We start from the raw sequence: 13,958 nt of genomic DNA on the forward strand, positions 1-13,958 counted from the left end.
GGAGCACCGCATGCGCCAACCCCTGATCCATGCCGACGGCCACGTGCTGGCCGCGATCGACCCCTCGGTCTATGGCCGCAGCGTCGCCGGGCTCGCCGCCTGGGCGGCCGGGCGCCTGGAGGCCCCGCTGGTCCTGCTCCACACCATCCAGCGGAACCTGTCGCCGCCCGCGGCCGACCTGAGCGGCAACCTGTCGCTGGGCGGCCAGGAGGCACTGATGGCCCAGCTGGCCGACCTGGACGAACAGCGCGCCAGGCTGGCGCAGGAGCACGGCCGCATCCTGCTGGAACAGACGCGGGATCAGCTGGCCGGCAGCGGCGGCGTCGAGGCGGAGGTCCGCCAGCGCCACGGCGAGCTTTCCGACACCCTGCTCGACCTCGAGGCCGGCGTGCGCCTGTTCGTGCTCGGCAAGCGCGGCGAGCACGCCGACTTCGATCGCGGCCAGCTTGGCGGACAGCTCGAGCACGTGCTGCGCGCGGTGCACCGCCCGGTGCTGGTGGCCTCGCGCGCCTTCAGGCCGCCGCAGCACTTCATGATCGCCTTCGACGGCGGCGCCACCACCCGCCGCTGCGTCGAGATGGTCTGCGCCAGCCCGCTGCTCAAGGGCCTGGCCTGCGAGCTGATGATGGTCGGCGACGCCGAGAACGCGGCCCTGCGCGAGCACCTGGCCTGGGCCAAGGGGCAGTTGGAGGCGGCGGGCTTCGCGCCCAATGCCGGCATTTTCCCCGGCCATCCGGAGGCCGTGATCGCCCGGGAGGTCGGCGCGCGCGGCATCGACCTGCTGGTGATGGGCGCCTACGGCCACTCCCGCATCCGCACCCTGATCCTGGGCAGCACCACCACCCAGGTCCTGCGCAGCTGTCCGATCCCGGTGCTGCTGCTGCGCTGAACCCTCAGGGGTCGAGGTTGATCCAGGTCGCCTTGACCTCGCTGTACTTCTCGAAGGCGTGCAGCGACTTGTCGCGGCCGTTGCCGGACTGCTTGTAGCCGCCGAAGGGCGCGGTCATGTCGCCGCCGTCCCAGTAGTTCACCCAGACGCTGCCGGCGCGCAGCTTGCGCGCCACGCGGTGGGCGCGGCTGAGGTCGCTGGTGAACACGCCCGCCGCCAGCCCGTAGTCGCTGTCGTTGGCCAGGCGCAGCGCCTCGTCCTCGGTGTCGAAGGCGATGACGCTCAGCACCGGCCCGAAGATCTCCTCGCGGGCGATGGCATGGCTGGCCTGGACGCCGTCGAAGATGGTGGGCCCGATGTAGCAGCCGCCGTCCACCGTCTGCAGGCGCTCGCCGCCGATCACCACGCGCGCGCCCTGCTCGCGGCCCTTGGCGATGTAGCCGAGCACGCGTTCGGTCTGCGCCTCGTCCACCATCGCGCCCATCGCCGCGCCGGGTTCGAGCGGGTGCTGGGGCTGCATCTTGCGGCCGAACTCGGCGACCCTGGCGACGAACTCGTCGTGGATGCGGCGCTCGACGAACAGGCGCGAGGCGGCGGTGCAGACCTCGCCCTGGTTGTAGAAGATGCCGCTGGCCGCGGCCTTGGCCGCGCGCTCGAGGTTGGGCGCGTCGGCGAACACCAGGTTCGGGCTCTTGCCGCCGCACTCCATGTAGGCGCGCTTCATGTTGGAGCTGCCGGCGCAGACCATCAGGTGCTTGCCGACCGCGGTCGAGCCGGTGAACACCAGGCCGTCGACGTCCATGTGCATGGCCAGCGGCTCGCCGGCGCCGCGGCCGAAGCCCGGCACCACGTTGAACACGCCTTCGGGGATGCCGGCCTCGATTGCCAGCTCGGCGATGCGCAGCGCGCTCAGCGGCGATTTCTCGGACGGCTTGAGGATCACCGAATTACCCATCGCCAGCGCCGGCGCGATCTTCCAGCAGGCCATCAGCAGCGGGAAATTCCAGGGCACGATCGCCCCGACCACGCCCAGCGGCTCGCGCGTCACCAGGCCGAGTTCGTCGTGCCCGGTGGGCGCGACCTCGCCGTAGACCTTGTCGATGGCTTCACCGGTCCAGGCCATGCAGCGCACCGAGGCGGCCACGTCCACGTGCAGGGCGTCGTTGACTGGCTTGCCCATGTCCAGTGCGTCCAGCAGGGCCAGCTCGTCGGCGTGCTGCTGCAGCAGCTGGGCAAAGCGCTGGATCACCTTCTTGCGCTGCGCCGGGCGCGCGTTCGACCAGCGGCCGGCGTCGAAGCTGCGGCGGGCGGCCGCGACCGCGCGATCGATGTCGACCGAACCGCACTCGGCGACCCGGGCCAGCAGGCGCCCGTCGATCGGACTGCGGCACTCGAAGGTCTTGCCGCTGGCGGCGTCGACGTACTGGCCGTCGATGAAGGCCTGGTGGCGGAGGCTGAGGCGGCTGGCGAGCAGTTCCCAGTCTTCGCGGGTCTTGGGCTTGGTCATGGTGGGGGTCCGGTGGTGTGGGGGGGAAAGGGGCTTCCCCCTCTCCCCAACCCCTCTCCCGCGGGGGGGAGAGGGGCTTTAGAAGGTGGGCGGGGTGTTTGCGCTGACGAGGATGGCGGTGTCGGGGCCGATGTTGCGGAAGCGGTGGGGCTGGCGGCTTTCGAAGTAGTAGGCCTCGCCGGGGCCGAGCACACGGACCTGGTCGCCGACGGTGACTTCCACGCGGCCCTGGATCACCACGCCGCCCTCCTCGCCGTCGTGGCTGAGCATGGTCTCGCCGGTGTCGCTTCCCGGCGGCATCACCTCGCGCAGGATGCACATCTGCCGGTTGGGGCGGTGCTGGCCGACCAGGAAATAGTGGATTTCGTTGTTGCCCACGTCGGGCTGTTCATCGGCCGGGTAGAACGGGCTGTCGCCGGTGTCGGCCAGGTCCAGCGTGAAAAAATCCGCGAGCGAGATCGGGATGCCGTCCAGCACTTTCTTGAGCGAACTGATCGACGGGCTGACCTTGTTCTGCTCGATCAGCGAGATGGTGGAGTTGGTGACGCCCACGCGCTTGGCCAGCTCGCGCTGGCTGAGGTTCTTGCTCTTGCGAACGGCCTGCAGCCGGATCCCGATATCCAATGCGCCCACCTCCGGATGTTGTGGAATATTTAACATCCGACCCCGGTTCGGTCAATTAAAACGGGGTTTTCCGGCCAGTTGTAAAGTTTATTCAACGCGGTAAGCTGGCCGGCATTCGCCTCCGGAAGCCCGCCATGTCCCCTGCCGACGACCTTGCCCACCAGGCCACCGCCGCCCCCGAGCACACCGATGCATTCTGGATGCCGTTCACGGCCAACCGGCAGTTCAAGAAGACGCCGCGCCTGCTGGCCAGCGCCGAGGGCATGTACTACCGCAGCACCGACGGCCGCGAGATCCTCGACGGTACCGGCGGCCTGTGGTGCTGCAATGCCGGCCACGCCCGGCCCCGGATCGTCAAGGCGATCCAGGAACAGGCGGCCACCCTGGACTTCGCGCCGACCTTCCAGATGGGCCATCCCCTGCCCTTCGTGCTGGCCGAGCGCCTGAAGGCGATCGCGCCCGACGGGCTGGACCATGTCTTCTTCACCAACTCCGGCTCGGAGTCGGTGGACACCGCGCTCAAGATCGCCCTGGCCTACCACCGCGCCCGCGGCGAAGGCCAGCGCACCCGCCTGATCGGCCGCGAAAAGGGCTACCACGGCGTCGGCTTCGGCGGCATCGCGGTCGGCGGCATGGTCAACAACCGCAAGTTCTTCGGGCCGATGCTGCCGGGCGTGGACCACCTGCGGCACACGCTGGACATGGCCCGCAACGGATTCAACCGCGGCCTGCCACGGCACGGCATCGAGCTGGCCGAGGACCTCGAGCGCCTGGTGCAGCTGCACGACGCCAGCACCATCGCCGCGGTCATCGTCGAACCCATCTCCGGCAGCGCCGGCGTGGTGCTGCCGCCCGAGGGCTACCTCCAGCGCCTGCGCGAGATCTGCGACAAGCACGGCATCCTGCTGATCTTCGACGAGGTCATCACCGGCTTCGGCCGGGTCGGCAAGGCCTTCGCGGCGCAGCGCTTCGGCGTCACCCCGGACCTGATCACCACCGCCAAAGGCCTGACCAACGGCTCGGTGCCGATGGGCGCGGTGTTCGCCAGCGGCAAGATCCACGACGCCTTCATGCACGGCCCGGAGGGCGCGATCGAGCTCTTCCACGGCTACACCTACTCGGGCCACCCGCTGGCCTGCGCCGCGGCCCTGGCCACCCTGGACACCTACCAGGAGGAGGGCCTGTTCGAGAAGGCGATCGAGCTGGGCGGCTACTGGGAGGACGCGATCCACGCCCTGAAGGGCCTGCCCAACGTCATCGACATCCGCAATTTCGGCCTGATCGGCGCGGTGGAGCTGGCCGCGCGCGAAGGCGCCCCGGGTTCACGCGGCTATGACGCCTTCCAGCGCGCCTTCAACGACCAGAACCTGATGGTGCGCTGCACCGGCGACGTCCTGGCCCTGTCGCCGCCCCTGATCCTGCAAAAAGAGCACATCGACCGGATTTTCGACCGCTTGGCCGCTACCATACGCGCCACCGCCTGACCGGGCGGCCGACCCCACAAGAACAGATCCGCCCCGGGAGGGCAGTTTCATGCTTATCGGCGTCCCCAAGGAAATCAAGAACCACGAGTACCGCATCGGCCTGACCCCGGCCGGCGCCCGTGAACTCACGGCCCACGGCCACCAGGTGGTCGTGCAGCGCGACGGCGGCAAGGCCATCGGCCTGACCAACGAGATGTACGAGAAGGCCGGCGCCCGCATCGTCGACACCGCCGAGGAAATCTTCGCCAAGGCCGACATGATCATCAAGGTCAAGGAGCCGCAGCCGGTGGAGTGCGCCATGCTGCGCCCCGGCCAGCTGCTCTACACCTACCTGCACCTGGCGCCCGATCCCGAGCAGACCCGGGCCCTGGTGAAGTCCGGCGCCACCTGCATCGCCTACGAAACCGTCACCGACCGCAAGGGCGGCCTGCCGCTGCTGGCGCCGATGAGCGAAGTGGCCGGCCGCATGTCGATCCAGGCCGGCGCGCACGCGCTCGAAAAAGCCCAGGGCGGCTCCGGCGTGCTGATGGGCGGCGTGCCGGGCGTGAAGCCGGCCGAGGTGCTGGTGATCGGCGGCGGCGTGGTCGGCATCAACGCCGCGCGCATGGCGATGGGCCTCAACGCCCGCGTCACCATCCTCGATCGCTCGCTCGACCGCCTCAAGTACCTGGACGAGCTCTACGGCGACAAGATCACCACGCTCTACTCCACCATCGATGCGATCGAAGAGCTGCTGCCGCAGTCCGACCTCGTCGTCGGCGCGGTGCTGATCCCGGGCGCGGCCGCGCCCAAGCTGGTGTCGCGCAAGCAGCTGGGCCTGATGAAGCCGGGCTCGGTGCTGGTCGACGTCGCCATCGACCAGGGCGGCTGCTTCGAGACCTCCAAGGCCACCACCCACCAGCACCCGACCTACGAAGTGGACGGCATCATCCACTACTGCGTCGCGAACATGCCGGGCGGCGTCGCCCGCACCTCCACCTTCGCCCTGACCAACGCCACCCTGCCCTACGCGGTGAGGCTGGCCAACAAGGGCGCGGCGGCGATGCTCGACGACGAGCACCTGCTCAATGGCCTGAACGTGCATGCGGGCAAGGTGACGTACGAGGCCGTGGCCAAGGACCTGGGCTACGACTACGTCCCCGCCGCGCAGGCCCTGAAGGGCTGACGAAACACCCCTGTAGGAGCGCCTTCAGGCGCGAATCTTTTCGCCGAAAAGCTTCGCGCCAGAAGGCGCTCCCACGGGAAGCATTCCACCGGGGGACCCCATGAAGCGCATCGATCACTTCATCAACGGCCAGGCCTCCCCCGGCAGCGGCGATCGCCGCGGCGACGTCTTCAACCCCGCCACCGGCCAGGTCCAGGCCCACGTCGCGCTGGCCTCGCCGGCCGACGTGGATGCCGCGGTGTCCGCCGCCCAGGCCGCCTTCCCCGCCTGGGCCGCCACTACCCCGCTCAGCCGCGCGCGGGTGCTGTTCAAGTTCAAGGAACTGCTGGAGCGGCACGCCGACGAAATCGCGGCCTGCATCACCGCCGAGCACGGCAAGGTGCTGGCCGACGCGCGCGGCGAGCTCACCCGCGGCCTGGAAGTGGTCGAGTTCGCCTGCGGCGCGCCGCACCTGCTCAAGGGCGAGCACTCGATGAACGTCGGCCGCGACGTCGACGCCTACACCGAGTACGCGCCGCTGGGCGTGGTCGCCGGCATCACGCCGTTCAACTTCCCGTGCATGGTGCCGATGTGGATGTTCCCGGTGGCCCTGGCCTGCGGCAACACCTTCGTGCTCAAGCCGTCCGAGCGCGACCCCGGCACGCCGATGCTGCTGGCGCGCCTGCTTCGGGAGGCCGGGCTGCCGGATGGCGTGTTCAACGTCGTGCACGGCGACAAGGTCGCGGTGGATGCGCTGCTGGACGATCCGCGCGTGCAGGCGGTCAGCTTCGTCGGCTCCACGCCGATCGCCGAATACATCTACGCGCGCGGCAGCGCCAACGGCAAGCGCGTGCAGGCCCTGGGCGGCGCCAAGAACCACATGGTGGTGCTGCCCGACGCCGACCTCGACGGCGCCGCCAATGCGCTGCTGGGCGCGGGCTATGGTTCGGCCGGCGAACGCTGCATGGCGATCTCGGTGGCGGTCTGCGTCGGGGCGGCCACCGCCGATGCGCTGGTGGCCAGGCTCAAGCCGATGGTCGAAGCGCTGGTGGTCGGACCCGGCGACCAGGGCGCGCCGGACATGGGCCCGCTGGTCACCGCGGCACACCGCGACAAGGTGCGCGGCTATGTCGACGCCGGCCTGGCCGAGGGTGCAACGCTGGTCGTCGACGGCCGCGGGCTGCACCTTGCCGCGGCGCCGGACGGCTTCTTCCTTGGCGGCTGCCTGTTCGACCATGTCACGCCGGCGATGCGGATCTACCGAGAGGAGATCTTCGGCCCGGTGCTGTGCGTGGTGCGGGTGCCGGATTTCGAGGCGGCGCTGGCGCTGGTGAACGCGCACGAGTACGGCAACGGCACCGCTGTGTTCACCCGCGACGGCGACGCCGCGCGCCAGTTCGCGCATCGCGTGCAGGCGGGCATGGTCGGCATCAACGTGCCGATCCCGGTGCCAATGGCCTTCCACAGCTTCGGCGGCTGGAAGCGCTCGCTGTTCGGACCGCTGCACGTGCACGGGCCCGACGGCGTGCGCTTCTACACCCGGCTCAAGACCGTCACCGCGCGCTGGCCCACCGGGGTGCGCGCGCAGGCCGAGTTCACCATGCCGACCATGAAGTAGGCGCTGGCCGAACTCCTACCCGTCGGCGCGCGATTGCGCTGACTACGCCGCGCCGGCCCGCGCCTAGCCTGAGTCCAGCCCGCGCCATCCGGCGCCGGCCCCACGGACCAGGAGATCGCCATGAAATTCGGACTCGCCCTGCTGCTCGCCGGCCTCGTCGGCGCGGTCGCCACGCTCGCCCCCGCTCCGGCGCGCGCCGGCGAAAGCCACGACTGCACCGACGGCTGCTACATCATCACCTGCAACGAACGCGTCTGCGCCACCTGGCGCTGCGACGAGCGCGGCTGCCAGCTGCTCAACACCTTCCAGCGCTCGCTGGTGGAGCTGCAGGCGGCGGGCGCGCCGGCCAAGCGCGCCGGCCCGCCGGAAGTCGCCCATGCCAGGGTGTGCCCGGCCAACCGTCCGTGCGAGCTGTACGAACTGAACACGTCCGAGGCCCTGCACCTGGGCAGCTTCGACAACGTCGACGACCTCGCGGCCCAGCGGCGCGCGCTGCGCGCCCTGCCCCGGCGCTGACTCAGCGCAGCTTGTCGGGGAAGGCCTGCACCAGCTTGGCCACCTTGGGCAGCGACACGAACTGGATGTAGGGCTGCCCGGGGTTCTTCGCGGCGTAATCGTGGTGGTAGGCCTCGGCCACGAAGAAGGCCTCCAGCGGCTCGATGCGGGTCGCCAGGCGCGAGGCGAAGGCGCCCGAGGCATCGAGCTGGCCGAGGTAGGCCCGCGCCACCTGCTCCTGCCCCGCATCCAGCGGGAACAGGGCCGAGCGGTACTGCGGGCCGACGTCATTGCCCTGGCGATCCTTCTGGGTCGGGTCGTGGGCCACGGCGAAGAAGACCTTCAGCAGTTGGCCGTAGCTGAGCTGCATCGGGTCGTACAGGATGCGGATGGCCTCGGCGTGGGCGGTCTGGCCGCTGCAGACGGCCTTGTAGTTGGCGGTGTCGGCGTCGCCGCCGGCGTAGCCGGGCACCACCTCGGTGACGCCGGCCAGCTGGCGGTAGACCGCCTCGGTGCACCAGAAGCAGCCGCCGGCGAGGATGGCCTCGCCGCGGTCGGCGGCGGTGGGCACGTCCACGGCCGGATCGGGAACACGCGCCGGCGGCACGCGCAGGCCGGCGCCGGGAAGTTCGCAGCTCGGGTCAGCCATGGCAGGTCTCCGGTGGGCAGGCCACTATCGCGGGTCCGGCGCGAAACGGGCGCGAAGGCGGCCTCGCCCGTCGCGGGCTCAGGTCAGGTCCACCATCAGGGCCTCGGCGGCTTCGGCGCAGAACTCGCCCTCCCACTTGGCCATCAGCGCCAGGTACAGCAGCTTCTCGAACTCGGGGCGGAAGCGGCGGATCACTGAGTCCGGGTCGGGCATCAGCTTGGCGTCGGCGATCAGGCCGAAGTGGACGGCGCCGTTGTAGCTCAGGATCGAGATGCCCAGCCCGATCGAGCCGGTCTGCGGCACCCAGAACATCAGGTCCGTGATCTTGCTGCCGCCGAAGTACAGCGGCATCTGCGGCCCCGGCACGTTGGTGGCCACGGCCGAGGCCTTGCGGCTGAACATCTCCAGCGCGAAAGCCTGCACCGCCGGCGGCGCCATGCCCACCGCCGCCAGCGCGCCGAAGGTGGCCACGGCCTGGCGCGACTTGCGCAGGACCTTCATCGAGGCGGTGATGCGCTCGAGCCGGCGCATCGGATTGGCCTCGCCAACCGGCAGTTCCAGGAACACCAGGCCGAAGTGGTTGCCCAGCTGCTTGGCGTGCTCCAGCGGCCGCAGGTTCACCGGCACGGTGGCGCGGATGGTGATGCCCTCGAGCTGTTCGCCGCGCTCGAGCATGTAGCTGCGCAGCGCGCCGCTGGCCGACGCCAGCAGGATGTCGTTGACGGTGCAGCGCAGCGCGCGGCTGACCGACTTCACTTCTTCCAGCGGCAGCGGTTCGGCCCAGGCCACGCGCTTGCTGACGCCCAGCCGGCCCTTGAGCACGGTCTCGGGATCATCCGACAGCGACAGCGCCAGGCCGACTTCCTTGGCGATGTCGACGCCTTCGGTCGCCAGCACGGCGGCCAGGGTCGGGTCGCGGTAGAAGTCCATGCCCTTTTCGAGCATCTTGCCGCCGATCTGCATGTAGCGGTCGATGGCGCCGACCCGCTGCGCCACCGGGGCGTGCTCTTCCTTCTTCAGCCAGCGCTTGGCCAGTGCGGCCTTGCGCTTGGGGTCGAGGCCCATCTCGGTCAGCGACAGCAGCACCTGCACCAGGGCGATGCCGTCGGCGTAGCAATGGTGGATGCGCGAGATCAGGGCCGAGCCGCCGCCGAACTTCTCGACCAGGTGGAACTGCCAGAGCGGCTTGGTCTTGTCGAGCGGGGTCGAGGCCATCTGGCTGGTCAGGCGCTCGAGCTCGCGCTTGCCGCCGCGCCCGGGCAGCGCGGTCAGCCGCACGTGCCAGTCGAGGTCGAAGTCGGCGTCGTCCTGCCAGAACGCGCCGGTGGGCGTGTCCACGGCCTTCTGCCGGAAGCGCGGGTAGGCCAGGAACTTGGTTTCGATGACCTTGCGCAGGGTGCGGATGTCGAGCGGAGTCTCGAACATCATCACGCCGGTGATCATCATCAGGTTGGTGGGCCGCTCCATGCGCAGCCAGGCGGTGTCGACCCGCGACATCGGCGATTTGCGGATCCTGGTGCGCGCCTCGGCCATGTCCCCTCCCCGTTGAGTGGGCAGGATGCCGCCTGCGGCGCGCAGGCGTCAACGCTGGGCGGACGGCTTGCCCTTGGGGCCCGAGTAGGCCTCCAGCGCGGCCTCGCGGCTGGCCTTGAGGTCGACGATGGGCCGGACCGGGTAATCCGGGGCCAGCCGGCGCAGCCGGGCCGGGTCCTCCCAGGGCGCGGCCAGCGCCGCATCGGGCAGTGCGGCCAGCTCGGGCACCCAGCGTCGGATGTACTTGCCGGCGGCGTCGAACTTCTGCGCCTGCGCGATCGGGCTGAAGATGCGGAAGTACGGCGCGGCGTCGGCGCCGGTGCCCGCGGTCCACTGCCAGCCCTGGGTGTTGTTGGCCAGGTCGGCGTCCACCAGGGTGTCCCAGAACCACTCGGCGCCGTGCTTCCAGTGGTAGCGCAGGTTCTTGGTCAGGAAGCTGGCCACCACCATGCGCACGCGGTTGTGCATCCAGCCGGTGTGCCAGAGCTCGCGCATGCCGGCGTCGACGATCGGCACGCCGGTGCGGCCGCGCTGCCAGGCGCGCAGGTGGCCGGCATCGGGCCGGGCCCAGCGGAAGCCTTCGAACCGGGGATTGAGGTTCTCGTTGGCGGTGTGCGGGAAGTGGAACAGCAGGTGGTGGCTGAACTCGCGCCAGCCCAGCTCGCTCAGGAAATGGTCGACATCGGGCTGCACCGCCGCCGGCCAGCTCCGCGCCAGCACCGCCGAGACGATGCGCCGCGGCGAGATCTCGCCGAAGTGCAGGTGCGGCGACAGCTTCGAGGTGGCGATGCGGTCGGGGTAGTTGCGCTGCTCCTTGTAGCCGGTGGCGGCGCCGTCCAGGAAGGCGTCCAGCAGGTCGCTGGCGCCGGCTTCGCCCGGCTGCCAGTCGCTCCAGAAGCCTTCGTCCCAGCGCGGCTCGGGCCGCTGGGGCTCGAGCTTCAGGTCGGCGAGGTCGAGGCCGGCCAGCCGCGCGGGCGGCTCGGGCAGCTTCGCCGGGGCGGCCGGCGGCGCCTTCGGGTCCAGGCGCTGCCGGGCGTTCTTCCAGAACGGCGTGAACACCCGATACGGATCGCCGCTGCCGGTCTGCACCGTCCAGGGCTCGACCAGCAGCGCGGCGTTGTGGCTTTCCACCGTGAGCCCGCGCGACTTCAGGCCCTGCTTGATGCGGGTGTCGCGGGCGATCGAGGCGGGCTCGTAAAGGCGGTTCCAGTGCAGGGCTTCGGCCTGGGTCTCGGCGATCAGCTTTTCCAGCTCGGCCAGGCTGTCGCCGCGGCGGATGACCAGGCGCGAGCCGCGCGCGCGCAGGTCGGCGTCCAGCGCCTTCAGCGCGCGGTGCAGCCAGGCGTGGCTGGCCGCGCCCGGCGCCCAGGGCGCCTCTTCATCCGGGGCATGGATGTAGACGAAAACCGGCGCCAGGCCCGCACGCAGTGCCGCCTGCAGGGCGGGATTGTCGTCCAGCCTCAGGTCGCGGCGGAACCAGATCAGGGCGTTGGCCATGGCGCAGACTCAGGCGGATTTGACGTAGGGTCGCACCGCCTGGAAGCCGCCGTCGAGGCCGATCACCTGGCCGCTGATCCAGCCCGCCGCGTCCGACAGCAAGAAGGCGCCCAGCGCCGCGGCGTCGGCCGCCTCGCCGTGCCGGCCCAGCGGGTACTGGCCGGCGATGGCCTTGGCCGCCGCCTCGTTGCTGAGCATGCGCTCGGTGGCGGGGGTGCGCATCAGGCCGGGCGCGATCGCGTTGGTGCGCAGTCCGGCGCCGGAGAAGTCGGCGGCCAGCGAGCGCACCAGCGCCTCGACCCCGCCCTTGGCCATCGCGATCGCCGCATGGTTGGCCACGCCGATCCCGGCCGCCACCGAGCTGAAGAACAGCAGCGCGCCCGGCTGCGGCGCCTTCTGCACGCGCGGCGCGTAGGCCTTGGCGATGAAGAAGGCGCTGTCGAGGTTGGCCGCCAGGCAGGCGCGGTACTGCGCCTCGGTGGTGCGGCCGATCGGTGCGATCAGGATGGCGCCGGCGCAGTGCGCCACGGCATCCGGCACCTGGCCAAAGGCCTCGGTGGCGCGGGCGACGGCGGCTTCGGCGCCCTCCTCGGTGGCCACGTCGGCGACGATGGCCAGGTCGCCCTCGGGCAGCGCCAGTTCCTCGGCGCGACGCGAGGCCAGGGCCAGGCGCCAGCCGTTGGCGCGCAGGCGTTCGGCCAGGGCGGTGGCGACGCCGCCGGAGGCGCCAGTGATCAGGCAGGTCTTCATGGGGATTCCGTCAGGAAGGAAGCCGCGCCACCCTACCCGTCCACCCCGTGTTTCGACCGTGAATCCAGCGCCAGCGCCTCGCGCAGCGTGGCGGCCTGGGCACGGATGGCGTCGACCTCGGCGGCCGGCTTGCGGGCCAGGTTCTTCCACTGCAGCGCGGTGCGCGGGTGCCGGGCGAAGCGGGCCTCGTGCCGCGCCAGGAAATCCCAGTACAGGGTGGTGAACGGACAGGCGTCGGCGCCGACCGCCACGCCGGGCTTGAAGCGGCAGCCCGCGCAGTGGTTCGACATCTTCTGGATGTAAGCGCCCGAGGCGGCGTAGGGCTTGGACGTCATGCGCCCGCCGTCGGCGTACTGGCTCATGCCCAGCACGTTGGGCAGCTCCACCCACTCGACCGCATCCACGTACACCGCCAGGTACCAGGCATGCACCTCGCGCGGCCGCACGCCCAGCAGCAGCGCGAACAGGCCGGTGACCATCAGTCGCTGGATGTGGTGCGCGTAGCCAAGGTCGAGCGTCTGCCGCAGCGCGTCGCGCAGGCAGGCCATGTCGGTGTCGCCGGTCCAGTAGATGTCCGGCAGCGGCGCCTCGGCGCCCAGCGCGTTCTCGTCCAGGAAGCCGGGCATGCGCTGCCAGTAAACGCCGCGCACGAACTCTCGCCAGCCGATCACCTGCCGGATGAAACCCTCCACCGCCTCGATCGGCGCGTGGCCGTCGCGATACGCCTGCTCGGCCGCCGCCACCACGGTGCGCGGCGACAGCAGCTTGAGGTTCATCGCCGCCGACAGCCGCGAATGGTAGAGCCAGGGCTCGCCCTCCCACATCGCGTCCTGGTAGCGGCCGAACAGCGGCAGCCGGTGGGCGATGAAATCGTCGAGCGCCGCCCGTGCCTGTTCCGTCGTCAGCGGCCAGTCGAAACCGTCCAGCCGGCCGGGATGCACCGCGAAGCGTTCGTTGACCAGGGCCAGCACGCCGCGCGTGGTTCCATCCGGCGCGAACGCCCGCGGCGCCGGCAGCAGGCCCGGCCCGCGCTTGTCGAAGCGGCCGCGGTTGTCGTGGTCGAAGTTCCACTGCCCGCCGACCGGCTCGCCGTCCTGCATCAGCACGCCTTCGCGCTTGCGCAGCCAGCGGTAGAAGAACTCGAGCCGGTACTCCTTGCGCGACCCGCACCAGTCGGCGAAATCGTCGGCGTCGCAGTAGAAGTGCCGGTCGGGGCGCTCGATCCAGCGCACGCCGGCGGCCTCGCACACGGCCGGCAGCGACTGCGCCAGCCGCCACTCGCCGGGCTTCACGGCCAGCAGCTTCGCCGGCTGCAGCGCGTCGAGGTCTGCGGCCAGCGCCGTCGCCAGGTCCGGGTGCGCGTGCTCGTCCAGCGCACGGTAGTGCACGGTGAAGCCACGCGCCCGCAGCGCATCGCGGAACTGGCGCATGGCCGCCAGGAAGATCGCGATGCGCGGCTTGGTGCTCCAGACCTGGGTCGCCTCGTGCGCCGCTTCGGCCATCCAGACCGCGTCCCGCGCCGGGTCGAACTCATCGAACACGGCCGAGTCGGCGTCCAACTGGTCGCCGAGGACGAGGATCAGGTTGCGCAAGGTCTTGGCCATCCCGAAATGCTGCCCTCGCCCCCGTGCACGCCATGGCACGAACCCCGCGCCCCCGCCCCCGCGCACACCACGCCACGAACCCCGCGACCCCGCCCCCGGCGCACGCCACGCCACGAACGCCGCGCCCTCCCCCTGTAGGAGCGCCTTCAGGCGCGAATCTTTTC

At 70.7% G+C, this 13,958-nt stretch carries 12 protein-coding genes; 5 read left to right on the plus strand and 7 right to left on the minus strand.

Annotated features, from left to right (window positions below; translation table 11 throughout):
- The first annotated feature begins 10 nt into the window (after positions 1-10).
- The gene (locus tag VFQ84_RS10925; RefSeq protein WP_325131661.1) at positions 11-889 is read left to right on the plus strand and encodes a universal stress protein; all 879 of its coding nucleotides are present in this window, start codon (positions 11-13) and stop codon (positions 887-889) included.
- 4 nt (positions 890-893) lie between these two features.
- Here the strand turns inward: VFQ84_RS10925 and VFQ84_RS10930 are convergent, their stop codons facing one another.
- The gene (locus tag VFQ84_RS10930; RefSeq protein WP_325131662.1) at positions 894-2,396 is read right to left on the minus strand and encodes an aldehyde dehydrogenase; all 1,503 of its coding nucleotides are present in this window, start codon (positions 2,394-2,396) and stop codon (positions 894-896) included.
- Between the two features lie 78 nt (positions 2,397-2,474).
- Positions 2,475-3,020, minus strand: coding sequence for a cupin domain-containing protein (locus tag VFQ84_RS10935; protein WP_325131663.1), 546 nt, complete (start codon positions 3,018-3,020; stop codon positions 2,475-2,477).
- Between the two features lie 134 nt (positions 3,021-3,154).
- On the opposite strand from VFQ84_RS10935, the gene VFQ84_RS10940 reads away from it, so the two are divergent.
- The 4 genes from VFQ84_RS10940 to VFQ84_RS10955 all read left to right on the plus strand — a co-directional run bounded on the left by VFQ84_RS10940 (position 3,155) and on the right by VFQ84_RS10955 (position 7,782).
- The gene (locus VFQ84_RS10940) at positions 3,155-4,504 is read left to right on the plus strand and encodes an aspartate aminotransferase family protein (protein WP_325131664.1); all 1,350 of its coding nucleotides are present in this window, start codon (positions 3,155-3,157) and stop codon (positions 4,502-4,504) included.
- 49 nt (positions 4,505-4,553) lie between these two features.
- Complete coding sequence (gene ald, locus VFQ84_RS10945; RefSeq protein ID WP_325131665.1) at positions 4,554-5,669, plus strand: alanine dehydrogenase; 1,116 nt, start codon at positions 4,554-4,556, stop codon at positions 5,667-5,669.
- A gap of 100 nt (positions 5,670-5,769) precedes the next feature.
- Complete coding sequence (locus VFQ84_RS10950) at positions 5,770-7,266, plus strand: CoA-acylating methylmalonate-semialdehyde dehydrogenase (protein ID WP_325131666.1); 1,497 nt, start codon at positions 5,770-5,772, stop codon at positions 7,264-7,266.
- A gap of 120 nt (positions 7,267-7,386) precedes the next feature.
- Entirely contained in the window at positions 7,387-7,782 is a 396-nt protein-coding gene (locus VFQ84_RS10955) for a hypothetical protein (RefSeq protein ID WP_325131667.1), read from the plus strand.
- Between the two features lies 1 nt (position 7,783).
- Here the strand turns inward: VFQ84_RS10955 and msrA are convergent, their stop codons facing one another.
- The 5 genes from msrA to VFQ84_RS10980 all read right to left on the minus strand — a co-directional run bounded on the left by msrA (position 7,784) and on the right by VFQ84_RS10980 (position 13,794).
- Entirely contained in the window at positions 7,784-8,410 is a 627-nt protein-coding gene (gene msrA, locus VFQ84_RS10960) for a peptide-methionine (S)-S-oxide reductase MsrA (RefSeq protein ID WP_325131668.1), read from the minus strand.
- A 78-nt stretch (positions 8,411-8,488) separates the two neighbouring features.
- The gene (locus VFQ84_RS10965; protein ID WP_325131669.1) at positions 8,489-9,943 is read right to left on the minus strand and encodes a wax ester/triacylglycerol synthase family O-acyltransferase; all 1,455 of its coding nucleotides are present in this window, start codon (positions 9,941-9,943) and stop codon (positions 8,489-8,491) included.
- Between the two features lie 48 nt (positions 9,944-9,991).
- The gene (locus VFQ84_RS10970) at positions 9,992-11,440 is read right to left on the minus strand and encodes a deoxyribodipyrimidine photo-lyase (protein ID WP_325131670.1); all 1,449 of its coding nucleotides are present in this window, start codon (positions 11,438-11,440) and stop codon (positions 9,992-9,994) included.
- Between the two features lie 9 nt (positions 11,441-11,449).
- The gene (locus VFQ84_RS10975) at positions 11,450-12,190 is read right to left on the minus strand and encodes an SDR family oxidoreductase (protein ID WP_325131671.1); all 741 of its coding nucleotides are present in this window, start codon (positions 12,188-12,190) and stop codon (positions 11,450-11,452) included.
- A 32-nt stretch (positions 12,191-12,222) separates the two neighbouring features.
- Entirely contained in the window at positions 12,223-13,794 is a 1,572-nt protein-coding gene (locus VFQ84_RS10980) for a cryptochrome/photolyase family protein (RefSeq protein WP_325131672.1), read from the minus strand.
- Between the last annotated feature and the right edge of the window lie 164 nt (positions 13,795-13,958).

Source organism: Arenimonas sp. (assembly GCF_035721105.1).
Taxonomy (GTDB): Bacteria; Pseudomonadota; Gammaproteobacteria; order Xanthomonadales; family Xanthomonadaceae; genus Arenimonas.